This window comes from Dolichospermum circinale AWQC310F, assembly GCF_000426925.1.
Lineage (GTDB): Bacteria > Cyanobacteriota > Cyanobacteriia > Cyanobacteriales > Nostocaceae > Dolichospermum > Dolichospermum circinale.
Genome location: NZ_KE384666.1, coordinates 71,995 through 97,847, shown reverse-complemented (window position 1 = coordinate 97,847; position 25,853 = coordinate 71,995). Strand labels below are relative to the sequence as shown.

Genomic DNA, 25,853 nt, shown 5'->3' with positions numbered 1-25,853 from the left:
CTCTAGATGTGGCGCTAATTCAACTAATCTTTCAGGTCTTTTTGTTAATATTTGATATATATGATGAGGTGTAGCCTGAATTACTTTAAATACCTTGTGAATAAAATCTAAAGGTACTTCTTCATGAAAAAGATCACTCATGGAATTAACAAAGATTCTACTGGGAGTACGCCATTTTAAAGGTTCTGTCAATCTTTCTGGATATAGAGTTAAATCAAATCCATTTTTAAAGTTATTAGGAAAGCGTTTAGTAATAGCTTCTGCGTAGCAATGTACACAACCTGGACTAACTTTGTTACAACCAGTTGTAGGATTCCAAGTTTTATCTGTCCACTCAATACCCGTATTTATACTAGACATAATGATTTAGACCTTAAAGAGTAATAAATTTTGGATTCTGAGTACAGAATATGCAGTATCTGAGCAAAAAAATTTTATAAAGCTTGCTAAGTATAACAAATAAGCCTTATGTTTGAATATTATGGCAAAACAAGCTCTGTTTCTGCCATAACCAAAAGTATCAAAGCCAAGGCCAAAGCAAAACAGGGATTTTTAGCCGCAATGGCATTATTTCTCCCTATTTTTTGCCAATTTCAGCTAAATTGCTCCTCTGCATCCAAATTAAATAACATTTGTAAAGTTTGCATACATCGTCTTCTCGCTTCTACATCTTCTTGGGCGCGTAATTGCACCATGGGATCATGCAAAATTTTATTAACTATTCCCCGTGTTAAAGCTTCAATGATTTCTTGATGTTTTTCGCTAAATTCTGAACCCAAGCGCGATAAAGCTTTTTCTAATTCTTGTTCGCGGATAGTCTCTACTTTATTGCGTAAAGAACTAATTGTAGAAACAGTTTCTAAACTCCGCCACCACACCTCAAAAGCCCCTACTTCCTCGTCTAATATCTTCTCAGCTTCTTGCGCCATTTGGCGGCGACTTTCATAATTTTGCGCGACAACTGCTTTCAAGTCATCAACATTAAAGGCTTTAACATTAGTCAAATCATTAACATCTGCATCTACGTTTCTAGGTACGGAAATATCAAATAACATTAATTGTTGATTTGGTTCTAGTACCATTTCTAACTTACCCCGATTAAGAATGGGTTCTGTTGATGAAGTGCTAGTAAATACTATATTACTTTCGGCAATAACTGACATCATCTCTGGCAGCAAATGGATTTGTATAGGTTGTTCTGGGAACAAATTTGCTAGTTCTTCAGCCCTTCCACGGGAACGATTAACAATACTAATTTGACTTGCACCTTTAGAAATCAGGTGTTGTACAAGTAACCTGGACATTTTCCCAGCACCCAGAATAGACACGCGATAATTAGATAAATTTTTTACCTTCATCTGCGCTAATTCTACTGCTGCCGAACTGATGGAAACAGCACCAGTACCAATACTAGTTTCCGTACGAACTCGTTTACCGGCGGTGAGGGCTTGTTTAAATAACCGATTTAAAATGGTTTTGATGCCATTAAATTGCTGTCCGAGTTTATGAGTATGTTTAACTTGAGCTAAAATTTGGCCTTCACCTAAGACGAGACTATCTAAACCAGATGCAACCCGTAAAATATGTGTTACAGCATCACCATGGAGCAATATAAACAGATGATGACGCAGAGAGACTATAGGTAGTTTACTATGTTCAGAAAGAAACTGAGTAACCTCGTGAATCCCTTGAGTAGTTTCCTGACTGACAATATAAATTTCTAGGCGGTTACAAGTGCTGAGAATAGCAACCTCATCAATATGAGGATAACTGAGAAGATGAGCGATCGCTTCTTCGATTTGAGCTTCGGGAATACTTAATTTTTCTCTAACTTCTATTGGGGCTGTTTTATGGCTTAACCCCACCACTGCAATATTCATTTCTTAAATGGGTAATAGGTTCGTTGTCAGTAGTCAGTTGTCAGTAGTCAGTAGTCAGTTGTCAGTAGTCAGTTGTCAGTTGTTAGTAGACTATCAAGAACTGATTGACAGATATAAATTGACCAAAAACTATAAAATACAAAGTTTTTAGATTTTCACAACCTATCAAATTTACTTTGACAGACTACTAATAACAATGAACCAATGACCACTGACTACTGACTAATTACTACCGTAGTTGGATAGTCTTGGGTTCTTGCCACAAGTGAACTGTATCCACAAAGCGAGCGGTTTTAGATTGACTGGAAATAACCAAGCTTTGGGTTCTAGCGCCACCGTGGAAGAAACGCACACCATCCATCAGAGTCCCAGGAGTGATACCGCAACCGGCGAATAACACCGTTTCACCAGAAGCTAATTCATTAGCGTTATAAACCTTGTCACCATCAGTAATACCCATTTCATTTAAACGGGCTAGATTACCTTCTCTGCTTTCACCAATTAAACCAGTTTGGACAACTTCTGGATCGTAGATTAATTGTCCTTGGAAGTGTCCACCCAAGCAACGTAAAGCCGCAGCTGAAATCACACCTTCGGGAGCAGCACCGATACCCATTAACGCATGAATATTAGTACCAGCAAAAGCACAACAGATAGCAGCAGAAACGTCACCATCGCTGATCAGTCTAACTCTGGCGCCAGCGGTGCGGATTTCTTGAATTAGTTCTTTGTGACGGGGACGATCCATAACAACAACTACTAATTCTTCCACAGCCCGGTTTAGGCATTCAGAAAGGATTTTTAGGTTTTCTGTAGCGGATTTGTTAATATCAACATGACCTCTAGCGGCAGCGGGCGCTGCCAGTTTCTTCATGTAGAAGTCAGGAGCAGCAAATAAACCGCCTTTTTCAGAAATTGCCAAAACCGCCATGGAGCCATTTTGACCATAAGCAACCAGGTTAGTACCTTCGCAGGGGTCAACAGCGATGTCAATTTCTACTAGTTCATTAACATTACAGAAATTAGCGGCATCTGGTCTGGTACAGATACCCACTTCTTCACCAATGTAAAGCATAGGAGCTTCGTCCCGTTCACCTTCACCGATGACAATGCGACCGCGCATATGGATTTTATTCATCCGTTCGCGCATAGCTTCCACAGCTACTTGGTCAGCAATGTTTTTTTCGCCCTTACCCATCCATTTTGAAGAAGCGATCGCAGCTTGCTCAACTACTTCTATAATTTCTAACCCAAGAGTATTTTCCACGGAATCTGCCCTCTAAATTACTTGTCAAGTACGTTTTTTTTAGCTATTTCAGTTTTTAAGTCTACCAAAGTGCGGATACAGATGGAAAAAAGACTTGACTGATAACTGTGTTAAGTTTTGCAACTAAAACTCAACAGAAGATTTTTTCATCCAGTTATATTGACCGAGTTGGGCAAAAATCAAGTAGAAAGGCCGAAAAAACCCAAGTAAGTAGGTAAACGGAAAAAAACCGACATAAGTAACGAAAAGTAAAGTTGCCGAAAACCGTTCGGCTGAAGCTCACTGCGAAGCCTGTTCCCTCTTCCCTGCGATGCACTGAGCAGTTCGACAAGCTCACTGTAACATTCCTTGTTCCCTGTTCCCTGTTCCCTGTTCCCTGTTCCCTGTTCCCTTGTCATCACCACAATTTTTCACACCAACTGACTGACTGTACCAATTGAGTAAATGCCTCCACCAGGTTACAATAATTTTGGTGACAGCCTCCCCACTGTTCCTTACGAGGCTTTTATGGCAGCAAATCTCACACAGATAGCCAAGTATCTAGATAATCTTGGTTGGCAATACCGTTTTGATGAAGAAGAAGACCGGATTATTACTGGTGTTGAAGCTCAAAACCTAGAAGATTTCCTGATAGTTGTCCAATTGGACGAAGAAGGCAGATTTTTCCGGTTATTTGCGCCTCAAGTTTTAGCGGAAGTGAAAGACCATCCCCACAAAAACGCCATCCTGCAAACCATGCTGGCTATTTCTTGGGAAACCAAAATGCTGCAATGGGAATACGATCCCACCGATGGTGAAATCCGCGCTATCATTGAATTTCCCCTGGAGGACTCCATGCTCACCGAAAGACAATTTAACCGTTGTCTGAGCGGATTAATCCAAATTGTGGATAGCATTGCTGTGCCGCGTTTGCAGGAAGTAATGGAAACAGGAGAAGATCCGGGAAATATAGACTTAGGAGAAAGATTATTGTTGAGTATTCAAGAACAAGCTCCTGGATTATTAGAACTCCTAGAAAAAGCCATGGAAGCGCGCAAAAAGCGAGGTAGTTTTGCCGATGAATCAGAGGATAACTACTGAAATCGCTAAACTAGAAAGTGATAACCTAATCATATACAAAAAAGAAATTTTGTAGGGCTGGATTTTTATGACATCCTATGCAACTTCCTCTGCTAAAGCGGAAATGAGTGAACTTCGGCGGTTAAAAAGTTTACTACCGCCAGAATTACAAAGTTGGGTAACGGTTGAAGGCACAACTGAGGTTAATCCACCTCTGATTCGTTGCGAAGAAATCGGCAAAGACCAAGTGGAAATTCAAATTGACTTGGTAAAATGGGATGCTCTGGCAATGGATCAGCGTAATTTGCTGTTTTGGCACGAAGTGGCTCGTGTTCAAAATGACACCATTCCTAAAGATGGTTGGGAAATGGCCGCACTGGCCATTGGTTTAGGTGGTGCAGTGGGTGAATTGTGGGTACAAGATGGATTATTACTAGTATTAGCTTTAGCTCTATGTGGCGTTTCCGGTTGGCGACTATACCAAAAAAATAATGGGGACAAACAAATTAAAGAATTGCTAGATGCTGACGAAAAAGCGATCGCTCTAGCAACCCGCTTTGGTTATAGTTTACCTAACGCTTATAAAAGTCTTGGTAGTGCCTTAAAAACCTTAGTTGAAAACACTCCTAGCAAGCGTCAGCGTTCTCGATATGAAGCTAGACTTTCTGCTCTTAAACGCAGTGCTAACAAAGCTAAATCTAAATCTAGAAATGGCGACGCTGGTGAACTCTAAAATCACAAGCAGTTAGTGGGGTGGGCAACACCCAACCCACAAAGATATTTAATTAAGTAGGTTGGCGTTAAAAATTGTCGTTATGACAAGGGAACAGGGAACAGGGAACAGGAAATAGGTTACAGGAAATAGGTTACAGGAAATAGGTTACAGGAAATAGGTTACAGGAAATAGGTTTTGGGCAACTTTACTTTTCGTTACTTGTGTTGGTTTTTTCCGTTTACCTAATTACTTGGCCACAGTTTTATAGAATCAATAAACTTTATTTTTTTCTTGATGAAAACTTTTTAAATTCTACATTTGATTCAACATTTTATGAGTTTGGGGAATCACACGCACTTGTTTAACAAATCTTTTCATCAAAACTTGCCATTCTAAAACCTGGTCTGGAGTTGGTGCTACCATGACCACAGAACTAAATTTTTGAGCAGCTAAAGAGGCAACGGGTAAAGGGGTAACAGGTTGTAAAAATACCGGAATATCCTCACTGACTTGGGCAACTAACAAAGCTGCCCGTTCTAACTCCTGAACAACTGTACTTTGGGAAACAATTATTTTTACAAATACTTCTAACTTAGAGTTAGAGCATAACTGAAGAAACTTTGTATGTTCTGACCAATAAGTTTCACCGCTGACACTGGGTAGTTTCAAATCCATGCCCACAGAGTCTAGATAGGGGAGAATTATTGCCAAATTTTCTGGGCGATGTCCGCCGGTTTCCAAATAAATTGGTAAACTAGTTAGCGATCGCACTGCGGGCAAAAATTCCGCCAAAAATACTGCATGAAGCAAAGGCTCTCCTCCAGTCAAGCTAATGCTATCGTGAACAAAAGGTAGGTTTTGTCTGGCAATCCATGCCAACAATGTAGATGATTCAACGGGATTTGGATGAACTTCAAAATCTCGTAATCCAGGGGAAGACTCAATTTGGCAGCTAGGGGGTGCATTCCAGGTGTGGGCGCTATCGCAAAAATAACAACGCAGATCACAAAAAGCAAAACGGATAAAAATCTGACGCGTCCCCACATTCAGCCCCTCCCCTTGAATGGCAGAAAAGACTTCGATTAGGCGTGCAGTCGAGTTAACTTTATTTTTAGTGGTCATGATGATGATATGAAGTAACGGGAGGATTCGCTTATTTACAACAGCAAGAATTTTGTCAGTTTCTTCTATTGTGAAGCTTGATTAATGATCTTCTCGCTGATATTTAAAAATCTACCCATTTGTAATTCATCATACAGATTAAAAATCAGGTTAATTATTTTTTAAGACCAAATCACATTTAGCAGATTAGATTTTAGATGGCAACTAAAGTGCAGAGCTTCATGAGTAGCCAAACCATACCAGTAGAATTTTTAGTTACTTACCTCGAAGATGTAGCAATTTTGCAAGTACCAGCGAGGTTGACCGTGCTTGAAGCTATCAGCTTTAAGGAAACTTACCAAAACCTAATTCAAGCAGATTCACCACCTCGGCAAATTGTCATTGATTTCCAAAATACTACCTTTATGGATAGTAGTGGTTTAGGTTCTCTAGTCAGTAACTTCAAAAATTCCCAGGAAAAGGGGATTTTAATGACACTGCGTTATGTTACTCCCCAGGTCATGGCAGTTTTAGACCTAACAGGACTAGATCAAGTGTTTCCCATTGAGTCTCTTCAGAACTTATCACCAGTAGCAAACGATGACCTGATAGATACAGGAAAAAATAATTCTCGAAAAGTAGACCCACTTCCGCAAACTCATCCTTCCGTGGCTTCTTGGATGAAACGGGCCATTGACCTTGTCGGATCATTGGTTGGGTTAGTAATTACATCTATTTTGTTTATACCCATAGCGATCGCTATTAAAATTGACGATCCCGGTCCAATTTTCTTTAAGCAAACCCGTTGTGGTTGGATGGGTAAACGTTTTGCTATTTGGAAATTTCGGTCTATGTGTGTAGATGCGGAAGCTAAAAAATCCCAAATCAAAAATCAAGTGGAAGGTGCTTTCTTTAAAAATGATCATGACCCCAGAATTACCAAAGTGGGTAAACTGTTACGTCGTACCAGTCTCGATGAATTACCGCAATTTTGGAACGTTCTCAAAGGTGAAATGAGTTTAGTGGGAACTCGACCACCTACAGCCGATGAGGTGGAACGCTACGAAGTACCAGAATGGCAACGTTTAGACGTTAAACCTGGTATGACTGGTGAATGGCAAGTTAAGGGACGTTCTCAAGTGCGTAGTTTTGAAGACGTGATTCGTTTAGATCTACAATATCAAAAAAACTGGAGTTTAGTTTACGATTTAAAGTTGATTCTCAAAACTATCACCATTTTATTTCATAAAAACAGTGGGGCTGTTTAATTTTGCTGTCAAAATTCCCCACATTTGATTTCTCCCGTCCTGTTTTTGTCCTTTACCCCGACTCTAACCTACCCAAATGCCACTCATACTTTGTATAATTTATTTTGTTATACCCTGGACGTGATTGCACAAAATTCATTTTATTTACCCAAGTCATAAATCGGCTTGGGCTTATTTTTGTCTATAAGGATGTTTGATATCATGTCCGGTTGAACGCTTATCATATCTGTTGAGGCTGGTAATAGGTAATTGGGAAAAGACAATACAATTAGGACTTACGCAAGTGTCACACCAAAAATCTGTTGTAGGGTGCGTCAGATTGTATAAATCCTGTAAATAAACAGATTGTTGATATCTGACGCACCTTACCAATGCGCCAGTTGCGTAAGTCCTGACAATGATGAACTAAAAAATTCGGGTAGTTGAGAAAAATATTCTGATTATTATTTGATTTTTATTAAATATTAAATATTGAAAATTCCCAGTATCTATACCTATTATTTCCGATTATTTATTTTGATCATGGCTAATTTTGCTAATTTAGTATAAAAGAGAATTTTTCCCATGACTATTTACTTTTATAAGGTTTCCGACCCCTATGGCTGTTTTTCTAATTTTTCCGCTCACGGTATTAATATCGAAGGTACTTACTGGCCAACTGTTGAACATTATTATCAAGCACAAAAGTTTGTTGGTAGTCCAGATGCTCCAATTATACCTTTAATTCACGCTGCTGCTACTCCTGAACAAGCTGCTGCTTTAGGGCGTTGTCATTCTCGTTGTCTGCGTCTAGATTGGGAATTGGTAAAAACTCAAGTTATGCGGGTTGGGGTACTACAAAAGTTTATGACTCATGCTGATATTAGGGAGATATTGTTATTAACAGGTGATAATATCTTAATAGAGGATTCACCTATAGACTATTTTTGGGGCTGTGGTGCTGATGGTACTGGGGAAAATTACCTGGGTAAAATTCTGATGAGTGTACGTGGGGAAATACGGAGAATTAGTTATTTTTAATTAATTGGTAAATCCCGGAGATAATAAAAGCGATCTTTTTTCCAAAAATCTTCTTTAATTCTTCCCAAATATCCTGTTAATGGTGATGATAGTTCTATGAGAATATCATATAATTCTCTGTCTTCTAGGTTTTGTGGTGGATGATCATAAAGATATGCTATACAAAGATTACCAACTTGAGCATCTTTAGCACCTGTTTTTTCTAGATGTCTTTTGACGAGTTGGATAATATGCGATCGCAATTTTATCTCTTTTTCTATTTTAGCAATATATTCGTTAATTTTATCATCAATTTGTCCCGGTTCTAAATTAACTTGAAAATATAGGATGACATTGAGGAAGAATATCAAATAATTCAAATTCAGGTTTTACATCAAAAATATTAGGTGGTATTGATTCCATCATATCAAGTTGTTGTACTAAATAAGATCTAATAATGGGATCAATATCACTGACAATACTATGTCTTCCTTCTTCTATAGCCACTCTTGTAGTCACACAACTACCAGCAAAAAAATCTAAAACAACTGAACCAGGATAAGATAGAGAGCGAACAATTCGCTGAATTAATTGACGAGGTTTTTGAGTTGGATGTCCTACACGCTCTTTAGAATTTCCATTTAATCTGGGTATTTTCCAAACATTAGTGGGGTTACGTCCTTTTTCAACACTTTCAGGACGTAAACGTTTATCTTTCATATATTCAATTTTGGTCACTTCATCAAAAGGTTCTCGTACTGCATCTAGATCAAAATAGTATTTTGAAGTCTTTCCAAACCAAGCGATTTCTTCATGACGATTAGCAAAAAAACGATGGGCGCTCATCCCATTTGGATAATTCCAAATAATGAGATTTACCAATCGCATTTTACTATTAAATCGCATATCATTTATTAATGTTAATAAGTCTCCAGAACCAGCTTCATCTTGATATTGTAATCCGCCAAAGATGACTATATTTCCTGTTTCTGACAAAACACGCTCAGATTCTCGCAACCAACGAGAAGCCCAATTTAGATAATTTTCATGTATATCCCAATTAGCTAATTTTATGTTATATGGTGGATCACATACAATTAACTGTACTGAATTATCAGGTAAGAGAGATAATAAATCACAACAATCCATAATTAGAGAACTATGAAACGTTTTTTTTGGTTTTTCCGTTGAAATTATCTGTTCAGAAGCATGAGCTAACCCACGCTTTTTTATAGCGTTAATTCCAATATGTTTTGTATTATTTTGGGAACGATTACCCATATTAAACCTCTATATAATCTAAATCAGTTAAATGGTAATTTTCTGTTAAAAAATCACTGCCAAAAAGTTCACGCACAATACTTAAATTGTGATTATCCAACATATTAGCATTATTTGGCCATGCTGCTTTTACTGCTTCATATCTTGTTTGAGTTAATGTTTCATCCTCATCTTTAATAGATTTAACTAAATTGGGAATTAACATTAATTTTTTGATTGTAATATCTGAACGGTTAATTTCTATGATCCCACAAGCATTAAGTATATTTAACAAAAAAGGACATCTACGCTTTGATGCTTCCTCTGTAGCTGGTTCAGTTTTTAGCTAAATATTTTCGTACTTGATTAGCGCGTTTATAATTTTTCAATGTTCATAATTTATTTTTAATTTATACTGAATTATTATAATAAGGATTGTGTTTTTTATGCAACCACAGCTAAAATATCGTTAATTTTCTCAATATTCGTCACATATCGCTGAAAATTATGAAAACAAAAATAAACCGCAAATATACGTAATTAAATCCCCGACCTCTTGAAGAAGTCGGGGATCTGGAGAGGACTTGAGAGTGATTAAACGAACTCTTCCAACTGTTCTAATTTTAACCAAATATTTGGCGTTGGTACTCGTCCAAACTTAACCAAAGCATAGTCACCCTTGATATCAACAACTTCCCCTTGAGTCTCAAATAAATAACTAGGAAAGCGGGAATCACTAGCTTTAGCTTCCAGACTATTTTCCAACTTTTCCCGAATAGCGCGAACCATATTCCCTTTTTTCACAGCCATAAGTTACCTTCGTTCCAAAATAAACGCCTTCACTGCAAATTTTATCTTGTAACTCTAACCCAAGGCTAATTTCTTTCACTAAAACAAATAACCGCCTATTTTCAAGTCAACCGCTGGGCAGCAAATTCTTATATATTATCTGATAATATCGTAGTTCTTCCTCGTCTGTTACATTATAACAGATTCCAAAGCCATTGTCAACTCCCTAATTCTCTTTTTTCGCGGTTTTATTTTTTATTTATTGGCAAATTTTGGGGAAGTCTTTGGGTCTTGGTGCAAAACATGATTATTTTTGACAATGAGAACAAAAATGGCTAGAACGACCACCTAATTTAATTCGCTCTATGATGTTACCACAAATTTTACAAGGTTTGCCAGCCCGATTATAAACCCAAGCAGCACCGCCATAATTACCGTTAACGCCTTGAACGCTGAGAAAATTACTAAAAGTTGTCCCTCCTACGGCAATACTAGCTGATAAAACCTCAATCATAGCGATTCGCAACAGTTCAATTTGGGGAATTTGTAATTCTATACCAAGGGTTGTCGGTAAAATACCACTTTTAAATAAGGCTTCATCAGCATAAATATTACCTAATCCTGCCACCACGGACTGATCTAATAATCCAGTTTTAATAGGACGACGGGATTTTTTTAATTTACTGGCAAAATACTCTATTGTAAATTCTGGATCAAAGGGGTCAAGGGCTAATTTGGCTAAACCTGTAATAATGCTTTCTACAGCCATCTGATCAGGAACATACCACATTTTCCCGAAAGTGCGCTGGTCAACAAAGCGCAGTTCATGACTTTCGCCCAAAAATAAGCGGACTCTGGTATGTTTATGTAAAGGTTGATTTTGCTCTACCCATAATAATTGACCAGTCATTCGCAAATGAACACCCAAAAAGGAATGGGAACTAAGTTGAGCGAGAAGATATTTGCCGCGACGATGCCAGGTAGTTATGTTAGTGCCTTTAATTTTATCAATAAACTCATTAGCAGAAAATGGATAGGAAATAGTGCGTTCTAGCAAGACATTTCCATCCGTAATTTCTCGATTCAGGGTGAATTGATTTAAACCTCGGCAGACTGTTTCAACTTCGGGCAATTCAGGCATGAAAGTAAATAATATTTTAAAAAAATGTATAAGTCAAGACTTAATAGATAAGAGATTTAACTAGATTTGAGTGATAACATCTGCCCAAAATCTAGTCAAATCAGGACTTACGCAAAACACAAAGAAAGTAGCGGTAATTGGTGAATTACTGCGAGAATGGAATTTGTGGCCACGCCATGGAGACTATCAGTGAGACCTTGCGTAAGTCCCGGTGATATGATTAATTGTTAGCGTAGGCTACTTTTAATCAAACTCCTGTCGGTTGTTTACTTTGCTTTAGCAGCGGGTGCTGCTACTTCGAGTAATTCATCTACAGCAAAGTTGTTAGTATTAACACCAGAGTAGTTAACTTTGTCAAATCTGACAATTACAGGGTATTTGATGGCGCTTTTTTCAATAGAAGCGACTGTACCAACTTCCTGAAACCAGTAGGACTCAGGACGAAGAATACGGACTTTAGAACCACGTTGAACCATGATGTATCTTCCCTTTTGAAGAATGAATGCCGTAAATTAGGGCTGATTGTTCTCACTCTACAACAACAGAGGCGTGTCCTTGGGTTTTGTTAAGTTATTTGTCAAATTGGTCGCTTTTGATGGGTAATGAGTTGTTAATCTTGTCAATGACCTCTTGACATAGTAGACGCAATAGTGTAACTTCGTTGGCAAAGACTTCTTGCAAAATGTTTTATGTCTTACTCAATACAAAAACGCTACCTTCGTTCCCCCTGGCAATACGGAGGTCATCATCTAGATAAGTGATATCTAACCAACCTTGTTGTTGTTGACTTTGAATGGGAAAATCAAAAGCTAATTTATTTTGAAAATGTCCAGATTCAATTTCTTGGACAAAATTTCCTGGTGTTGTATAACCAATTAAACGCTGCAAACCAATGATAGAACGCTGGAATTTAACTTGTAGACGAGATGGTGATAGTGGTGTAAATTTAGCAACAACGCTGACTAATCCCTCTAAGGCAGGAATACCATAGATCTCAGCTATGTTATAAACACTGTTAGTTTCTACCCGAATACATTGGTAAATCTGACCGAGTTGAAAAAATGGCAAACGATCTATGTTTAATAAAGCCTTGCTTGTAGTGTATAGTAGTCGCCAGTCACCTTCTAGTAAATTACTAGCTAATGGACGTAGTGTAGGATTAAAATCTTCTAGGTTAGCGATCGCTGCTAAAATAGCTTGTTGTTGTGCTGCATTGACCAACAAACCGCGATTTGTGCCAGCAACTATATCTATGAGATTTGACTTACCTATCATTGTTTTTTACCTCAAGAGTATACATAATTAAACAGTATCAAGGAGATATAAATGTCCTCTATTTATAAGGATACAACTCTAAAATCTGGACTTTTTAGCCACTATTTCGTAATTAAGTGAATAACTCCAAGGAAAGGATAAAAATTTTGTTTAATTCGGATCAAGCAATTAAAGAGTTGAATGAAGGATAAAATAACTCGTATCAAATGATAGACTGTTAATGTCTAGTTAGATAAACCTTTAGGTGTGATTGTTGATATGTTAGATTCTCCCCTACGCGAAGCACCCAGAAACCAGCGAGCAGCGGTTATTCCCGTCAAACAGGAGTCCTCCATGTTAGACTGGTTACGACTGAGTGGCCGACTGATAGCCCGTGAAGTCCATGAAACAGACTCCCGCGAAGATGTAGAAGTAATATCCGATTTTCTGATTGCAGACGACGGAATTGGTGATATTGATTACGATGACGACGATGATATAACTATTGAGGAAGATTAGGTGTGAGTATTTTGGGAACTAGCGACCCAAAATATTGGCAATATTGTTTGATTTAGGTTTTTTGTAAGTGTGGAGTGAAGGAATTTTTTTGTGGACGCTAAGTTTAAATTATCTCCTAACCAAGGTTTGAATTTTTCGGGAATTAGGTTAGCCTCAATGCTAACAATGTTACTAACTACAACTTCCTTGATTTTAGATTGGGTGGGGCAGAGGAATCCCTGGTATACTACCTCCTTAACCTTGCCTCTTTTTTTGTGTGCTATAATAGTAGGTGTGCTTGGCCAACGGGTCATACCTATTTTACAAGCACTAAAAACCGGTCAAATTATCCGGGAAGATGGACCCCAAGCACATTTAAAAAAAGCAGGAACTCCAACGATGGGGGGTATATTTTTTATCCCTGTGGCTGTGGTAGTTGCTTGTATATTATGTAACTTTTCTCAAGATGTAGTTGCCGTTTCCGCTTTAACTCTGAGTTACGGTTTAATTGGCTGGTTAGACGACTGGCAAATTTTGCGGCGTAAATCAAATAAAGGCATATCTCCTAAGACGAAATTGGCTTTACAAGTTATCTTTGGGGCACTGTTTTGTTTCTGGCTCATGCTTAAAGGTGATTTTAGCATAACTAATATCCATTTGCCTTGGGCGGGTTTATCCTTGCCTTTAGGACTGTTGTTTTGGCCTCTAGCGGGTTTTGTCTTAGTCGCGGAGAGCAATGCTACTAATTTAACAGATGGTGTGGATGGTTTAGCAGCGGGAACAGTAGCGATCGCTATTTTCGCATTGGGTGTGATCATTGCCCCAACTTCTCCCGACTTGATGGTTTTCTGTGCTGCTGTCAGTGGTAGCTGCTTAGGATTTCTAGCCTATAACCGTAACCCAGCTAGTGTTTTCATGGGTGACACTGGTTCTTTAGCCCTGGGTGGGGCTTTAGCTGCTGTCGCATTGGTGACAAATTCTTTAGTATCATTGTTTATCCTAAGTGGGATTTTCTTTGTAGAAACCCTTTCTGTTATGGCTCAAGTCAGTTATTATAAAGCGACCAAAGGACCAGACGGTAAGGGTAAGCGATTATTTAAAATGGCTCCTTTACATCATCATTTAGAATTAACTGGTTGGTCAGAATTACAAGTAGTGGCAGTTTTTTATATGATTGCTGCTTTTCTCGCTTTTGTTTGTATTATGAGCATAAAATAAGCAGATTTAATCATCGAATTTTTCAGGAAAATAAACTCGAAACCTGCAAATTTGGATGGCTCCAAATTTGCAGGTTATTTTTTCGATGCTGTAGCTCGTAATTATGCAATACTTAATATATAATATTCTCTATTACCTATTCCCTTATGTCAATTATTGTTGCAGAAAATCTGAATAAATCCTATCCAGTAGCAATTAAAAATCCAGGAATAAGAGGAACAATTACCCACTTTTTTCGTCGTAATTATCGTTTAATTAAAGCTGTTAAAGATGTTTCCTTTACTATTGAACCTGGGGAAATTGTCGGTTTTTTAGGTCCTAATGGTGCGGGGAAAACTACGACTTTAAAAATGCTAACAGGATTAATTCATCCTTCTAGTGGTCTAGTCAAAGTCGGTGGATTTGTTCCCTTTCGTCGTCAGGAAACATTTCTCCAAAAAATCACCTTAGTCATGGGACAAAAACAGCAATTAATCTGGGATTTACCCGCCTTAGATTCTCTCAAAATTAACGCCGCAGTTTATAATATTTCTGATAAAGAATTTCAGCGTCGCGTTGGGGAATTAACAGAAATGTTGGGTTTAGAAGGTAAACTAACTCAACCGGTGCGAAAATTATCATTAGGGGAAAGAATGAAAGCTGAAATATTAGCAGCACTTTTACACCGTCCCCAAGTCTTATTTTTAGACGAACCAACTTTAGGGTTAGATGTTAATGCTCAAGTGGGAGTACGTCAATTTTTAAAAGAATATAATCAACTTTATCAAGCCACAATATTATTAACCAGTCATTATATGGCTGATATTACAGCTTTGTGCCAACGAGTATTATTAATTCACGAAGGAAAATTAATGTATGATGGTAGCTTAGATGGATTATTAGAAAGTTTTGCTCCCTATCGAGAAATTTATGTTGAATTAGCTCAAGCATTACCATTAGCACAACTTATGTCCTATGGTGATGTTCAAATGGTAGAAGCAAGAGCGGTGAGATTTATTGTTCAGCAAGAAGCATTAACTCACACTGTATCCCGGATTTTAGCTGATTTAGCAGTGGTAGATTTAACAGTTACAGAACCACCAGTAGAAGAGGTAATTGGCCGAGTTTTTCAAAAAGGATTTATTTGAAAACCCCACCCTAACCCTCCCCTTACTAAGGGGAGGGGACTGGACTGTAACCTGTAACCTATCACCTCTACCCATAAATAACCATGAAAAAAGCGATTAAAAAAGCCTTAACTTTACTGTCAGTTTACTATGCTTATATGCTGGAATATCGGTCAGAATTAATCCTATGGGTTCTAGCAGGTTCTCTACCAATGATTATGATGGGTATTTGGGTACAAGCAGCCGAAAGTGGTAAATTTGAGTTTCAACCTGTGGATTTTGCTCGGTATTTCTTCGCTGTTTTCTTGACTAAACAAATTAGTGTAGTTTGGGTAATTTATGACTTTGAAAAAGAAATATTAGAAGGTAAACTTTCTCTAAAATTATTACAGCCTTTAGATCCAATTTGGCATCATCTTGGTAATCATTTAGGTGAAAGAGTCGCTCGTATGCCTTTTGTATTACTTTTATCCACATTCTTTTTTGTTCTCTATCCCCAAGCCTTCTGGTTGCCTAATATAGGTAATTTATGCTTATTTATCTTAGCAGCAATTATGGCTTTTGCTTTAAGATTTATCATTCAATATACCTTTGCTATGTTTGCATTTTGGACAGAAAGAGCAGCAGCTTTAGAAAATTTATGGTTGTTGTTTTTTCTATTTTTATCGGGTTTAATAGCACCTTTAGATGTCTTTCCCGAAAATATCAGAAACATAGTTATGTTAACACCTTTTCCCTACATGATTAATTTCCCAGCGAGTATTTTGGTGGGACTACCTGTAAATTTAACTAGGGGATTTTTGTCAATTATTGGTTGGTTTCTTGTATTTTTAGGCGCTAATCGTTTTTTATGGCGTAAAGGTTTAAAACGCTATTCTGGTATGGGGGCTTAATACGGTTTTAATTTATCAGGGTTTGAGGTTTATCCGTTCCTATTTACGTTATTATATATTTAATTATATCATAAGTATATACTGGTGCTATTAAATATATTATGGTGCGTTACGCTGTCGCTAACACACCCTACCTAGCTACCTGGCTTTGTTTCATTTATTTATCATAGATAAATTTATACATTATTTATAGATTTTACAATATAATGTAACTTTATTTACTTACTTTTGGAATATGTGTAAATGTTTATTTGTGATTAATGCAGCTAAATCAAGTATTTGCAGCACATTAATGGCTGTGTATTAGTTGGTCAAATAAAAATATTTATTTTTTACTAAAATTAGTATTTATACTATTTCGGGGGGGGGAGGATATTAGAATAAATACTAGTAGTAAATAGTCTATCAAAACATTTTTGTTTTAACTGAATACTTTTTTGTAAACAACAAAGGAACTTAAACCATGATTCGTCGTTTTGCCTTAGCTTCCGCCATATTCATCGCTGTCGGTTCTGCCGCTCCTGCCATGGCAGATACAGCAACAAGTAATTTAACTGTCTCAAGTAATGTTGCTAATAATTGCACTATTTCTACAGGTCTAATTAGTTTTGGTGCTTATGATCCGATTGGTGCTAATAAGATTAGTATCGGTTTATTCAGTTCACCTGTTTAACTAAATGCACCAATTCCGGTAAAATCAATCTTTCTATACCCAGTCGGACAGCATTACTAGAACCAGGAAGAGAAAAGATGATTTTATTTTTATAAATACCTGCTACAGCACGGGAAGCTATAGCCCGTGAACCAATTTCTTGATAACTTAAAAACCGGAATAATTCCCCAAATCCTGGTAAAGTTTTTTCTAATAACTTTTCTAAGGTATCATAAGTGGTGTCTCTGGGAGCAATTCCCGTTCCCCCATTAAAAATTACAGCGTTGATACAAGGATATTCAGCTAAAACTTCCATCTGGGCTGTAATTTCTCTTGACTCATCTTTGATAATCTGATATAACTCTACGATGTGATGGTCAGCTAAAAGTAGTTCTTTAATTAATTGACCACTTTTGTCTGTAGCTGGGGAACGGGTATCACTGACGGTAATAACTGCACAATTTACAGAAAGTTGCTGTGTATTGGGGTGTGGTTGAAATTCCATAGATATTTTACGTTTTAGCCAATAACCAATGACCACTGACCACTGACTACTGACTAATGACTAATTAAGATTTACTTAATCCTAGTCCATTTTCTTCAGCATAACGATTCATAAACCGCATAAACCGATCCCATTCTTCTTTAGACTGCATAACATAAACTGCTTCTAAAGATTCTGGTTTACCGTTGACAAATTTACCCTGAACTGCACTAATCTTGATTTCCCCTTCTTCGTCAATTAAATAAAGTCCAGTAGGTTCGGTTTTACCGTCTTGTGCCAAGATATCAGGATTTGTGAAAGTAAATGTTGCTGTACTACTATCACCTGCTTTTGCTCTTGTCAAGCGGACATCTGGAACTACTGTTTCCTCAATACCTCTAGCAAACTGAATTTTGGCCATGATAAATAAATCTAAAGTTTTGATTGCATTTTTTAGTATTCTCTCATTATAGAGTAATTTTATGACAGGCATTTTACCAATGGTCATCAAATCTAGTTCACAACTTCGATATAAACGCCGTTTATTATCTATAGCATTGATCATTGTAGCTGGTATATTAATCACGCTGATTAACAATTCTCAGGCGGCTACACCTGTCACAAAGACTAAAAACGTGATCTTGATGATTGGGGACGGTATGGGCTGGGAAATGGCTCGTGCTGGGTCTATAGCGCAAGGATATAATTACAATTCTGGTCGGGGGGAAGGACTAAGTTTTCAAACTCTGGAGAATTACGCTCTCGCTACCACCTATGGTACGACTATTGCTCCTGGTAATGGGGTTTTCAGCACAAATAACTCCGCATTATCTGGTTCTAATCCGATTACAGGCGCTAGTCCCATTTTACCAGGGTTTAAATTCCAACCGCAATTTAATCCCGGAAATACACCATCTGGAGGGGGGAAAAATCTTGATCCCAATGCGGTCGGTAATTTGGTAGGTTATGATCCTCAACGGGGGGAATAAATCCTTGGACACCTGGTAATGATCCCGAATATATTAAGTATAGTTATCCTGATTCGGCCAATACAGCAACTACTTTGTATACGGGAGTAAAAAGCTATAATAACGCTATTTCCGTTGATATTTTTGAAAAACCCTTAGAAACTATACTGAAAACTGCGGCTGATCATGGTAAATGTACAGGGATTGTGACATCTGTTCCTGTAGATCATGCGACACCGGGAGCAGCAGCAGCTAATGTTAATCGTCGCAATAAATATGATGGTGATTACCCGACCTTAGATAATATTCTCCAGCAGGAACTTCGCATATATCAACCAACGGTAATTTTAGGTGGTGGTCATCCGCTTACGGGTGCTAATAGTCAACCTTTACCTACGGGTGTAGAACCGCCGACTAAATTTGAATATATCACAAAAACGACTTATACAGAGTTGAGTAAGAACCCCAATCAAAACCGTTATAATTATACATTTTTAGAAAGAGGAAAAGATGCGGCGGAAAAATTAGCGATGATTGCGGCTAAATTAGATCCAAATCGGGGCGATCGCCTGTTAGGATTATATGGAGCTAGGGGACAAGAGGGAAATCTACCTGTAAGTACGGCCAATGGAGATTATAGTAATACGGGTTTGAGTATTTTTTCTCTGTTTGGTTCTCAAGGAAAAAACCCGGATACAGTTCGGCCTTTGCTGGTTGGAGAAACCGATAAATCTTTTATAGCCAAAGAAATTAATGAAAATCCCACACTCAATGATTTAACTAAAGCTGCTTTAGCAGTTTTATCGAAGGATAAAGATGGATTTTGGTTAATGGTAGAAGGTGGTGATATTGATTGGGCGGCCCATGATGATAATCTAGATAATATGATTGGGACAGTATTGGATTTTGACAAAGCTGTAAAAACGACAATTGACTGGATTAAAAATAATGGTGGTTGGGAAAATAATCTGCTCATTGTCACTGCTGATCATGATCATTATCTGACTTTAAATCCTAACTTTTCTGAATTACTCAAAGAAAAAGGTGCAGAAGCTTTAACCGCTGAATCTGATTCTATAAAAGCGGCTCATTTTTGGGGTTCTAATCCTCAGATTAAATATGGTTGGGGAAATCATGGGAATCGTCCAGTTCCTGTGTATTATCAAGGTAAAGGTTCAGAAGTTTTAACTAATTCTGTGGGTAAGGGTTTCCGGCTTTATGGTTATGATATTCCTGGTATTGGGGGTTTAGTGGACCAAATTCACATTTATCAAACTCAGCGAAAAGCAATAGGGAATACGAAATAGGGAAAAAATAGTTTTTAGATTAGTTTTTAGATTAGTTTTTAGATTAGTTTTTAAATGATTTGTATGTCATCAAATCTCAATTTATTTTTATCATCAAAACTAGTTATTAAATAATATGCAAATTGTAATTAAATCATCTTTTTAGATCAATAATTCATAGTATTAATTAAATGAGGGGAAACTTAGGCAATTTGAAATTCTTGTATTTGTAGATTTTGACAAAATTACCTTGTCAAAGAAAATATTGCTATTTTCAGGGATTAAACACTTATGTCATTTGATATTTCTCAAAAGCTTCTATCTGAAAACGAAATCAAATATACAGCTATTTCCCAAACTAATGCCTTTGAAAATCCCACTGATTCTACGATTTTTGGCAGTCGTAGTTATTCTAGTAATTATAACTCAAATAATGGCTATGGATTAGTGAATGCAGGATTAGCAGTGAGTAAAGCCGCTGGTGATGGTCCCTATGAAGATGTTCCTAACTTGGGTGGTAATAACTGGAGTGCAGATATGATCAAAGCTCCCACGGTCTGGAATAAGGGATATACAGGACAAGGGGTTATTGTAGCTGTTATAGACACTGGCGTAGACTTCAACCATGAAGACTTAAAAAATAATATTTGGATCAATACCAAAGAAATAGCAGGTAATGGGATAGATGATGATGGTAACGGCTATATTGACGATGTTCGAGGTTGGAATTTTGATAATAACAACAACAATGTTTTAGATAATAATGGCCATGGAACTCATGTTTCTGGAACTATAGCCGCAGAAAACAATGGTATTGGCGTTACTGGTATTGCCTATAATTCCCAAATTATGTCAGTTAAAGTCCTAGATGCCAATGGTTCAGGTTCTTACTCAAACATCACCAAAGGCATTTATTATGCAGTTGACAATGGCGCGAAAGTCATTAATCTCAGTCTAGGGGGAGACTCTCCTAACGATACCCTGAAATCAGCCATCGAATATGCCAGCAGCAAAGGTGTAATTGTGGTTATGGCAGCGGGCAATAATAGCGAATCAATACCATCCTATCCTGCCCGCTATGCCTATAATTCAGGAATTGCTGTAGGTGCGGTAGATCAAAATAATAACCTTGCGGACTTTTCTAACCGTTCTGGTTCTCAAGAAATCGCATACATTACCGCCCCAGGAGTTGATATTTACTCCACAGTACCTAATAATCAGTATGCTAATTACTCTGGTACTTCTATGGCAGCCCCTCACATTGCCGGTGTTGTTGCCCTCATGCTGAGTGCTAACCCTAACCTAACGGAGAGTCAAGTTCGGCAAATTATTATTAGTACATCTGCAAATAGTACCAGTCCGACCGAGCCAACAACGCCTACACAACCGGGCTTAGAATTTCCATCTTTCTTTCCCCCACTAGACTCCTTTTTTCCTCTGGAATTAACTAATGTAGTATCACAATTACCTTTGAGCTTCCAAAACCCAACCCTAACCTCTACTACGCTTCCTCCCATTTTTCTCTCTATGGGAGAAAATTCCCTCACCTTGAGTTTCAGTAATCTGGAAACATCACCCGTACAGCCGTCTGATTATTCTCAAGAGAAACAAGCAAATCCGTTCTTCATGCAAGTGACACTGCACTATTATGAAAGCGAAAGGGATGCAACTGTCAGGTATAATTCACTAGGGCAGCCAGGGATGCCCCACACCCCCCAAGAATTAGACTGATTCAGATTATACAATCTAAATGCTATACAGATGAGATTATGATTTTCTCAAAGTGACTTGAGGTAAGACCTGATTTAGTTTACCACTACGATAACCCTCTAAATCCAAAGTTACATAGATAAATCCCCAGTTTTGAAATACAGATACTAGACTTGGTAAATCTGTCGTTGTCACAAAATCTTTAATTTTATCCGGTGATAATTCAATTCTAGCTGTATCACCCTCCGAACGTACCCGTAAATTTTGCCACCCCAGGTTTCGTAAATAAATTTCCGCTCTACCTACCCGCTGTAATTTGGCTATGGTAATTTCTTCACCGTAGGGAAAGCGGGAACTTAAACAAGGTTGGGCGGGTTTATTCCACCAAGGTAAACCTATTTGTTGGGAAATTTGTCTAACTTCGGCTTTAGTCACTCCAATTTCTGCTAAAGGTGATCTTACACCTCTTTCTTTTGCAGCTTGGATTCCTGGACGATAATCATGTAAATCGTCAGCATTTACCCCATCTACTACATAAGGATAACCTAATTCTAAAGCCAAGGGTTTTAGTGTATCGTGTAATTCACTTTTACAAAAATAACAACGATTTACGGGGTTAGATGTATAATTGGGATTGTCCATTTCTTGAGTTTGGACAATTTTGTGAGCTATTCCGATAGTTGCGGCTTGAATTTTCGCGTCTTCTAATTCTTCTGGTAATAGAGAAGCAGAAACCGCAGTTACAGCCAATGCGCGATCGCCTAAAACATCATAAGCGATTTTAACCACTAATGTACTATCAACTCCCCCAGAATAGGCTATCAAAGCCTGGTCAATTTCCTGAAATAAAGCTTGTAATTGTTCTAGTTTTTCTTTCCAACTCATCCCTATTAAACCCTATAATGCCTCTATTTATATTATCTATTTTCAGAAAAATGCCGAAAACTCTTGAAGGTGCGTCCCAGAAGGTCAGGTTGACCGTGGTAGAGATGTTTCCGTGGTAGAGACGTTCCATGGAACGTCTCTACATAGCGCCGACACTTCTAGAATGAGGAATAATTACCAATTACCCATTATACTTAGACAAAGCTACGTAGACGATATCTACAAAAGCGTCTTCAGACGTATGCGTAAAATTTCTGCTTGTTTTTCGGCTGCTACTAAAGTAGCCCTAGTGCTTTGTACGACATCTGCGGGGGCTTTATCCACAAATTTAGAATTGCTTAATCTAGCAGTCAAAGATTGGGCTTCGGCTTCAGCTTTTTGCAAAGCTTTCTCCAATTTAGCTCGTACAACTTCAATATCTACAACTCCTTTTAAGGGAATTACTACCTGTACAGTACCGACAACACCCGCAATGGAATTTTCTTTTTCATTTTCGGTTACTGTTGGTAGAACTTGTGGTTCAGTTGGTGTTTCACTAGCTGGAAAATATTTTGCAAATAACTCCTTTCTTGTTTCAGCATTAACCAAATAACGGAAAGTAAACCAACCGACATAACCCAAACCAATTAGTTCAAAACTAGTTCCAAAAATGGGAATATCTAACGCCGTATTTCCCACAAATAAAGCTACTCGCAAAGCGATAAACCCAAGAATACTTACAGCAATGATCGTGATTCCACCCCAATATTTACTATCTTCAACTTGTGGAGTTTCTGCGGGAATCACAACAGGATTATTATCAACAATTGTCAATGTTTCGACTTTGGCTAAATCTTGAATATAAGCCTGTCCCGCAGTGAGAATAAACCTTTCATTTTCGCTTTCAGTTTGCAAATTTGCAGTAATTTTTACCCCTGGTTTAATATCTGCTTCTGCCCGTAAATTGCGAATTGTGCGAATTGTGTCAATTAATAAATCAAATTGGGTTTCCAATGCTGAATCAATCAGATGATAATCGGGTTCAGGATAGGATTGTAAAGGTAAAAATTGGGGATTTTCCGCAGGTTGTTGGGTGAGAGTTTGCCAGATTTCTTCAGTAATATGAGGCATAAAGGGATGTAATAATTTTAAAATCCCTTCTAAAATGTAAGCGATAATTTGTTGGGCAATTTTGCGAGATATAGGGTCTGCATCTTTCTGTAATCTGGATTTTACTAACTCAATATACCAATCACAGAAATCACCCCAAATAAATTCATAAAGTCCCTTTGCTGCTTCTCCTAAACCATAATTATCAATGTCATGATTTGTTTGTTTCACAACTTGGTTAAAACGAGAAATAATCCACCTATCACTTAATTCTGTGGGAACTGGTTGACCTAATTGGGCTGGAGTTTGTCCGTCCAAATTCATCATTACAAATCGGGCTGCATTCCACAATTTATTGGCAAAATTGCGAGAAGCTTCTACCGAAACAGATTCATCTTTTTTCCGGTCATATTCTAAACGGATATCTTGACCAGCACCAGCAACTTCTTTAATTAAAGTGTACCGTAAAGCGTCCGTTCCATATTTGGAAATCAACAATAATGGGTCAATGCCATTATTTGCAGATTTTGACATTTTCTTATTATTTTCATCCCGAACTAAACCATGAATATACACAGTTTTAAAGGGCATTTTCCCAGTAAAATATGTACCCATCATTGTCATTCTTGCTACCCAGAAAAAGATAATATCAAAACCAGTCACTAGGGTAGTAGTCGGGTAATATGTGGCTAGGTCTTCCGTTTCTTCCGGCCAACCTAAAGTTGAAAATGGCCACAGTCCCGAAGAAAACCACGTATCTAAAACATCGGGGTCTTGTATTAATTGGACATCTTCCCCAAATTGGATTTTAGCCTTTTCTAAAGCTTCTGCTTCATTGCGGGCGACAAAATAAGGAGTTGTATCAGTAATTTCCCCTTCAGTTTCGCTAATAGCATACCAAGCGGGGATTTGATGTCCCCACCACAACTGACGAGAAATACACCAGTCACGTAGATTTACTAACCAATCACGATAAACTTTAGTCCAACGTTGCGGGACAATTTCCGGGGAATCTTGGGTATCGAGGAAATCTAAGGTTTTATCAGCCAGAGGGCGGATTTTGACAAACCACTGGGTAGAAAGGAGCGGTTCAACAGGGACTTTACCGCGATCGCTATAAGGTACTGTATGTTTATATTCTTCAACTTTAACTAAAACGCCCTCAATTTCTAACCTAGCGACCAAGTTTTTACGAGCAACAAAGCGGTCTTGACCTTGAAAATCCCCCGCATTTTCATTCAGTGTACCGTCCTTATTCATAATATTAATGAACGGTAAATCATGACGTTTACCCATTTCAAAATCATTGGGGTCATGGGCTGGAGTCACTTTAACACAACCCGTCCCAAAGGTCGCGTCCACCAATTCATCACCAATAATGGGGATTTCTCGGTTCATAATCGGTAAAGTTACGGTCTTACCAATCAGATGTTTATACCTATCATCATTGGGGTTAACTGCCACTCCCGTATCACCTAACATTGTTTCTGGGCGAGTTGTCGCCACTTCCAGAAAACCAGAACCGTCACTGAGGGGATAACGGAAGTACCATAAATTACCATTTACCTCTTTAGGTTCTACTTCCAAATCAGATACAGCCGAACCCGAAGCAGGACACCAATTGACTAAATAGTTACTACGGTGAATTAACCCCTCTTCATGGAGACGAATAAACGCTTCTAAAACAGCCTGTGATAAACCCGCATCTAAAGTAAAGCGTTCCCTGGTCCAGTCTACAGATACCCCTAACCGTTTTAACTGATTAATAATTGTCCCACCAGATTCTGCCTTCCATTGCCAAGCCCGTTCTAGGAACTTTTCCCGTCCCAAATCATGACGAGTTTTCCCCTCCGCCTTGAGTTGCTTTTCTAGAATCGTTTGCACTGCAATACTAGCATGATCAGTTCCCGGCAACCACAGGGTATTGCGTCCTTTCATGCGGTGGTAACGCACCAGGGTGTCAATGATAGCCCCTTCAAAAGCGTGACCCATGTGCAAACTACCAGTAACATTAGGTGGGGGGATAACAACACAGTAGGGTTCACCTTTGTGGTTGGGGTCGGCCTTGTAAATCTGGTTATCTTCCCAGAACTTCTGCCATTTGACTTCTGTGGAGAAAGCTTCGTAAAGACTAGGGAGATTAGGAATAGTTACAGTCATGTTGAGAATAATAATTGTATGACAACTTTACTAAATTTTGCCACAGGCTTAGACCCGGATTTCTCACAAGGTGCTGTTATCTACAAATTCCAGCATATACTTTGTGAGCTTTCTGACAAGAGCCTCCCACTTTTAAAAAATCCTCTAAAATTGTAAGTTGGGTTGACGCCA

General features: G+C 38.1%; 26 protein-coding genes and 2 pseudogenes. 12 read left to right on the top strand and 16 right to left on the bottom strand.

The features are described 5' to 3' along the window. Both ACIR310F_RS21465 and ACIR310F_RS0103685 read right to left on the bottom strand, forming a co-directional pair. Positions 1 to 360, bottom strand: a 360-nt coding sequence (locus ACIR310F_RS21465; protein WP_035367575.1) for a DUF5131 family protein, incomplete at its 3' end; no start/stop codon positions are given. 233 nt (positions 361 to 593) lie between these two features. Further along, a complete protein-coding gene (locus ACIR310F_RS0103685; protein WP_028082658.1) occupies positions 594 to 1,880 on the bottom strand; it encodes a glutamyl-tRNA reductase in 1,287 nt (428 codons plus the stop codon). Between the two features lie 7 nt (positions 1,881 to 1,887). On the opposite strand from ACIR310F_RS0103685, the gene ACIR310F_RS25180 reads away from it, so the two are divergent. Continuing rightward, the gene (locus ACIR310F_RS25180) at positions 1,888 to 2,031 is read left to right on the top strand and encodes a hypothetical protein (protein ID WP_155963600.1); all 144 of its coding nucleotides are present in this window, start codon (positions 1,888 to 1,890) and stop codon (positions 2,029 to 2,031) included. Positions 2,032 to 2,109: 78 nt separating this feature from the next. Here ACIR310F_RS25180 and glpX read toward each other — a convergent pair whose 3' ends face one another. Both glpX and ACIR310F_RS25175 read right to left on the bottom strand, forming a co-directional pair. After that, positions 2,110 to 3,147, bottom strand: coding sequence for a class II fructose-bisphosphatase (glpX, locus tag ACIR310F_RS0103680; protein WP_028082657.1), 1,038 nt, complete (start codon positions 3,145 to 3,147; stop codon positions 2,110 to 2,112). A gap of 179 nt (positions 3,148 to 3,326) precedes the next feature. Then, positions 3,327 to 3,545: a hypothetical protein gene (locus tag ACIR310F_RS25175; RefSeq protein ID WP_155963598.1), complete on the bottom strand. Its 219-nt coding sequence runs from the start codon at positions 3,543 to 3,545 to the stop codon at positions 3,327 to 3,329. 109 nt (positions 3,546 to 3,654) lie between these two features. On the opposite strand from ACIR310F_RS25175, the gene ACIR310F_RS0103675 reads away from it, so the two are divergent. Together ACIR310F_RS0103675 and ACIR310F_RS0103670 are read left to right on the top strand one after the other, a co-directional pair. Beyond that, complete coding sequence (locus ACIR310F_RS0103675; protein WP_028082656.1) at positions 3,655 to 4,227, top strand: type III secretion system chaperone family protein; 573 nt, start codon at positions 3,655 to 3,657, stop codon at positions 4,225 to 4,227. 67 nt (positions 4,228 to 4,294) lie between these two features. After that, entirely contained in the window at positions 4,295 to 4,939 is a 645-nt protein-coding gene (locus ACIR310F_RS0103670; protein WP_028082655.1) for a DUF3318 domain-containing protein, read from the top strand. A gap of 294 nt (positions 4,940 to 5,233) precedes the next feature. Here the strand turns inward: ACIR310F_RS0103670 and ACIR310F_RS0103665 are convergent, their stop codons facing one another. After that, positions 5,234 to 6,043: a 7-carboxy-7-deazaguanine synthase QueE gene (locus ACIR310F_RS0103665; RefSeq protein WP_028082654.1), complete on the bottom strand. Its 810-nt coding sequence runs from the start codon at positions 6,041 to 6,043 to the stop codon at positions 5,234 to 5,236. Positions 6,044 to 6,240: 197 nt separating this feature from the next. On the opposite strand from ACIR310F_RS0103665, the gene ACIR310F_RS0103660 reads away from it, so the two are divergent. Together ACIR310F_RS0103660 and ACIR310F_RS0103655 are read left to right on the top strand one after the other, a co-directional pair. Further along, positions 6,241 to 7,290, top strand: coding sequence for a sugar transferase (locus ACIR310F_RS0103660; RefSeq protein WP_028082653.1), 1,050 nt, complete (start codon positions 6,241 to 6,243; stop codon positions 7,288 to 7,290). Positions 7,291 to 7,854: 564 nt separating this feature from the next. Next, positions 7,855 to 8,310: an NADAR family protein gene (locus tag ACIR310F_RS0103655; protein ID WP_028082652.1), complete on the top strand. Its 456-nt coding sequence runs from the start codon at positions 7,855 to 7,857 to the stop codon at positions 8,308 to 8,310. Here the strand turns inward: ACIR310F_RS0103655 and ACIR310F_RS0103650 are convergent. The 7 genes and pseudogenes from ACIR310F_RS0103650 to ACIR310F_RS0103620 form a co-directional block, all read right to left on the bottom strand. Beyond that, positions 8,307 to 8,618 (bottom strand): annotated as a pseudogene (locus ACIR310F_RS0103650) (DUF1802 domain-containing protein); the annotation flags it as partial. The gene ACIR310F_RS0103655 and the pseudogene ACIR310F_RS0103650 overlap by 4 nt on opposite strands. Position 8,619: 1 nt before the next feature. After that, on the bottom strand, positions 8,620 to 9,570 hold the full coding sequence (locus tag ACIR310F_RS21460; protein WP_051289463.1) for a DNA-methyltransferase: 951 nt from the start codon (positions 9,568 to 9,570) through the stop codon (positions 8,620 to 8,622). Between the two features lies 1 nt (position 9,571). Beyond that, entirely contained in the window at positions 9,572 to 9,844 is a 273-nt protein-coding gene (locus ACIR310F_RS0103640) for a hypothetical protein (RefSeq protein WP_028082650.1), read from the bottom strand. 299 nt (positions 9,845 to 10,143) lie between these two features. After that, positions 10,144 to 10,359 carry an NAD(P)H-quinone oxidoreductase subunit O gene (ndhO, locus tag ACIR310F_RS0103635; RefSeq protein WP_028082649.1) on the bottom strand — a complete coding sequence of 72 codons (216 nt, stop codon included), beginning with the start codon at positions 10,357 to 10,359 and terminating at the stop codon, positions 10,144 to 10,146. 286 nt (positions 10,360 to 10,645) lie between these two features. Continuing rightward, complete coding sequence (locus tag ACIR310F_RS0103630; RefSeq protein ID WP_028082648.1) at positions 10,646 to 11,479, bottom strand: DNA-formamidopyrimidine glycosylase; 834 nt, start codon at positions 11,477 to 11,479, stop codon at positions 10,646 to 10,648. Positions 11,480 to 11,745: 266 nt separating this feature from the next. Continuing rightward, on the bottom strand, positions 11,746 to 11,955 hold the full coding sequence (locus tag ACIR310F_RS0103625) for a photosystem I reaction center subunit IV (protein ID WP_028082647.1): 210 nt from the start codon (positions 11,953 to 11,955) through the stop codon (positions 11,746 to 11,748). Between the two features lie 211 nt (positions 11,956 to 12,166). Continuing rightward, positions 12,167 to 12,754 carry a PAP/fibrillin family protein gene (locus ACIR310F_RS0103620; protein ID WP_028082646.1) on the bottom strand — a complete coding sequence of 196 codons (588 nt, stop codon included), beginning with the start codon at positions 12,752 to 12,754 and terminating at the stop codon, positions 12,167 to 12,169. A gap of 258 nt (positions 12,755 to 13,012) precedes the next feature. Here ACIR310F_RS0103620 and ACIR310F_RS0103615 point away from each other — a divergent pair, with 258 nt between their 5' ends. The 5 genes from ACIR310F_RS0103615 (at position 13,013) to ACIR310F_RS0103595 (ending at position 17,121) form a co-directional block, all read left to right on the top strand. Further along, positions 13,013 to 13,252, top strand: coding sequence for a DUF3134 domain-containing protein (locus tag ACIR310F_RS0103615; RefSeq protein WP_028082645.1), 240 nt, complete (start codon positions 13,013 to 13,015; stop codon positions 13,250 to 13,252). Positions 13,253 to 13,342: 90 nt separating this feature from the next. Beyond that, positions 13,343 to 14,449, top strand: a complete 1,107-nt coding sequence (gene mraY / locus ACIR310F_RS0103610) for a phospho-N-acetylmuramoyl-pentapeptide-transferase (RefSeq protein WP_028082644.1) — start codon at positions 13,343 to 13,345, stop codon at positions 14,447 to 14,449. Between the two features lie 146 nt (positions 14,450 to 14,595). Further along, the gene (locus ACIR310F_RS0103605) at positions 14,596 to 15,576 is read left to right on the top strand and encodes an ABC transporter ATP-binding protein (protein ID WP_028082643.1); all 981 of its coding nucleotides are present in this window, start codon (positions 14,596 to 14,598) and stop codon (positions 15,574 to 15,576) included. A gap of 83 nt (positions 15,577 to 15,659) precedes the next feature. After that, entirely contained in the window at positions 15,660 to 16,448 is a 789-nt protein-coding gene (locus ACIR310F_RS0103600; protein ID WP_028082642.1) for an ABC transporter permease, read from the top strand. Between the two features lie 463 nt (positions 16,449 to 16,911). Further along, positions 16,912 to 17,121 carry a Csu type fimbrial protein gene (locus ACIR310F_RS0103595; protein WP_028082641.1) on the top strand — a complete coding sequence of 70 codons (210 nt, stop codon included), beginning with the start codon at positions 16,912 to 16,914 and terminating at the stop codon, positions 17,119 to 17,121. Here ACIR310F_RS0103595 and ACIR310F_RS0103590 read toward each other — a convergent pair. Further along, on the bottom strand, positions 17,105 to 17,605 hold the full coding sequence (locus tag ACIR310F_RS0103590) for a MogA/MoaB family molybdenum cofactor biosynthesis protein (protein ID WP_028082640.1): 501 nt from the start codon (positions 17,603 to 17,605) through the stop codon (positions 17,105 to 17,107). The genes ACIR310F_RS0103595 and ACIR310F_RS0103590 overlap by 17 nt on opposite strands. 64 nt (positions 17,606 to 17,669) lie before the next feature. Then, the gene (psb28, locus tag ACIR310F_RS0103585) at positions 17,670 to 18,005 is read right to left on the bottom strand and encodes a photosystem II reaction center protein Psb28 (protein WP_028082639.1); all 336 of its coding nucleotides are present in this window, start codon (positions 18,003 to 18,005) and stop codon (positions 17,670 to 17,672) included. Between the two features lie 223 nt (positions 18,006 to 18,228). Between psb28 and ACIR310F_RS21455 the strand changes: the two are divergent. Together ACIR310F_RS21455 and ACIR310F_RS21450 are read left to right on the top strand one after the other, a co-directional pair. Further along, positions 18,229 to 19,859: pseudogene (locus ACIR310F_RS21455) on the top strand (alkaline phosphatase). A 270-nt stretch (positions 19,860 to 20,129) separates the two neighbouring features. Next, entirely contained in the window at positions 20,130 to 21,569 is a 1,440-nt protein-coding gene (locus ACIR310F_RS21450) for a S8 family peptidase (protein WP_081677550.1), read from the top strand. 36 nt (positions 21,570 to 21,605) lie between these two features. Here ACIR310F_RS21450 and larE read toward each other — a convergent pair whose 3' ends face one another. Continuing rightward, entirely contained in the window at positions 21,606 to 22,433 is an 828-nt protein-coding gene (gene larE / locus ACIR310F_RS0103570; RefSeq protein ID WP_028082638.1) for an ATP-dependent sacrificial sulfur transferase LarE, read from the bottom strand. Between the two features lie 219 nt (positions 22,434 to 22,652). Further along, positions 22,653 to 25,682 carry a valine--tRNA ligase gene (locus ACIR310F_RS0103565; RefSeq protein WP_028082637.1) on the bottom strand — a complete coding sequence of 1,010 codons (3,030 nt, stop codon included), beginning with the start codon at positions 25,680 to 25,682 and terminating at the stop codon, positions 22,653 to 22,655. Positions 25,683 to 25,853 lie beyond the last annotated feature (171 nt).

Excerpts from the sequence above, each read along its gene's own strand:
- ACIR310F_RS0103685 (WP_028082658.1), bottom strand. The coding sequence starts at position 1,880 with ATGAATATTGCAGTGGTGGGGTTAAGCCATAAAACAGCCCCAATAGAA.
- ACIR310F_RS25180 (WP_155963600.1), top strand. The coding sequence starts at position 1,888 with ATGGGTAATAGGTTCGTTGTCAGTAGTCAGTTGTCAGTAGTCAGTAGT.
- ACIR310F_RS25175 (WP_155963598.1), bottom strand. The coding sequence starts at position 3,545 with ATGACAAGGGAACAGGGAACAGGGAACAGGGAACAGGGAACAGGGAAC.
- ACIR310F_RS0103675 (WP_028082656.1), top strand. The coding sequence starts at position 3,655 with ATGGCAGCAAATCTCACACAGATAGCCAAGTATCTAGATAATCTTGGT.
- ACIR310F_RS0103670 (WP_028082655.1), top strand. The coding sequence starts at position 4,295 with ATGACATCCTATGCAACTTCCTCTGCTAAAGCGGAAATGAGTGAACTT.
- ACIR310F_RS0103665 (WP_028082654.1), bottom strand. The coding sequence starts at position 6,043 with ATGACCACTAAAAATAAAGTTAACTCGACTGCACGCCTAATCGAAGTC.
- ACIR310F_RS0103660 (WP_028082653.1), top strand. The coding sequence starts at position 6,241 with ATGGCAACTAAAGTGCAGAGCTTCATGAGTAGCCAAACCATACCAGTA.
- ACIR310F_RS0103655 (WP_028082652.1), top strand. The coding sequence starts at position 7,855 with ATGACTATTTACTTTTATAAGGTTTCCGACCCCTATGGCTGTTTTTCT.
- ACIR310F_RS21460 (WP_051289463.1), bottom strand. The coding sequence starts at position 9,570 with ATGGGTAATCGTTCCCAAAATAATACAAAACATATTGGAATTAACGCT.
- ndhO (WP_028082649.1), bottom strand. The coding sequence starts at position 10,359 with ATGGCTGTGAAAAAAGGGAATATGGTTCGCGCTATTCGGGAAAAGTTG.
- ACIR310F_RS0103630 (WP_028082648.1), bottom strand. The coding sequence starts at position 11,479 with ATGCCTGAATTGCCCGAAGTTGAAACAGTCTGCCGAGGTTTAAATCAA.
- ACIR310F_RS0103625 (WP_028082647.1), bottom strand. The coding sequence starts at position 11,955 with ATGGTTCAACGTGGTTCTAAAGTCCGTATTCTTCGTCCTGAGTCCTAC.
- ACIR310F_RS0103620 (WP_028082646.1), bottom strand. The coding sequence starts at position 12,754 with ATGATAGGTAAGTCAAATCTCATAGATATAGTTGCTGGCACAAATCGC.
- ACIR310F_RS0103615 (WP_028082645.1), top strand. The coding sequence starts at position 13,013 with ATGTTAGATTCTCCCCTACGCGAAGCACCCAGAAACCAGCGAGCAGCG.
- ACIR310F_RS0103605 (WP_028082643.1), top strand. The coding sequence starts at position 14,596 with ATGTCAATTATTGTTGCAGAAAATCTGAATAAATCCTATCCAGTAGCA.
- ACIR310F_RS0103600 (WP_028082642.1), top strand. The coding sequence starts at position 15,660 with ATGAAAAAAGCGATTAAAAAAGCCTTAACTTTACTGTCAGTTTACTAT.
- ACIR310F_RS0103595 (WP_028082641.1), top strand. The coding sequence starts at position 16,912 with ATGATTCGTCGTTTTGCCTTAGCTTCCGCCATATTCATCGCTGTCGGT.
- ACIR310F_RS0103590 (WP_028082640.1), bottom strand. The coding sequence starts at position 17,605 with ATGGAATTTCAACCACACCCCAATACACAGCAACTTTCTGTAAATTGT.
- psb28 (WP_028082639.1), bottom strand. The coding sequence starts at position 18,005 with ATGGCCAAAATTCAGTTTGCTAGAGGTATTGAGGAAACAGTAGTTCCA.
- ACIR310F_RS21450 (WP_081677550.1), top strand. The coding sequence starts at position 20,130 with ATGTCATTTGATATTTCTCAAAAGCTTCTATCTGAAAACGAAATCAAA.
- larE (WP_028082638.1), bottom strand. The coding sequence starts at position 22,433 with ATGAGTTGGAAAGAAAAACTAGAACAATTACAAGCTTTATTTCAGGAA.
- ACIR310F_RS0103565 (WP_028082637.1), bottom strand. The coding sequence starts at position 25,682 with ATGACTGTAACTATTCCTAATCTCCCTAGTCTTTACGAAGCTTTCTCC.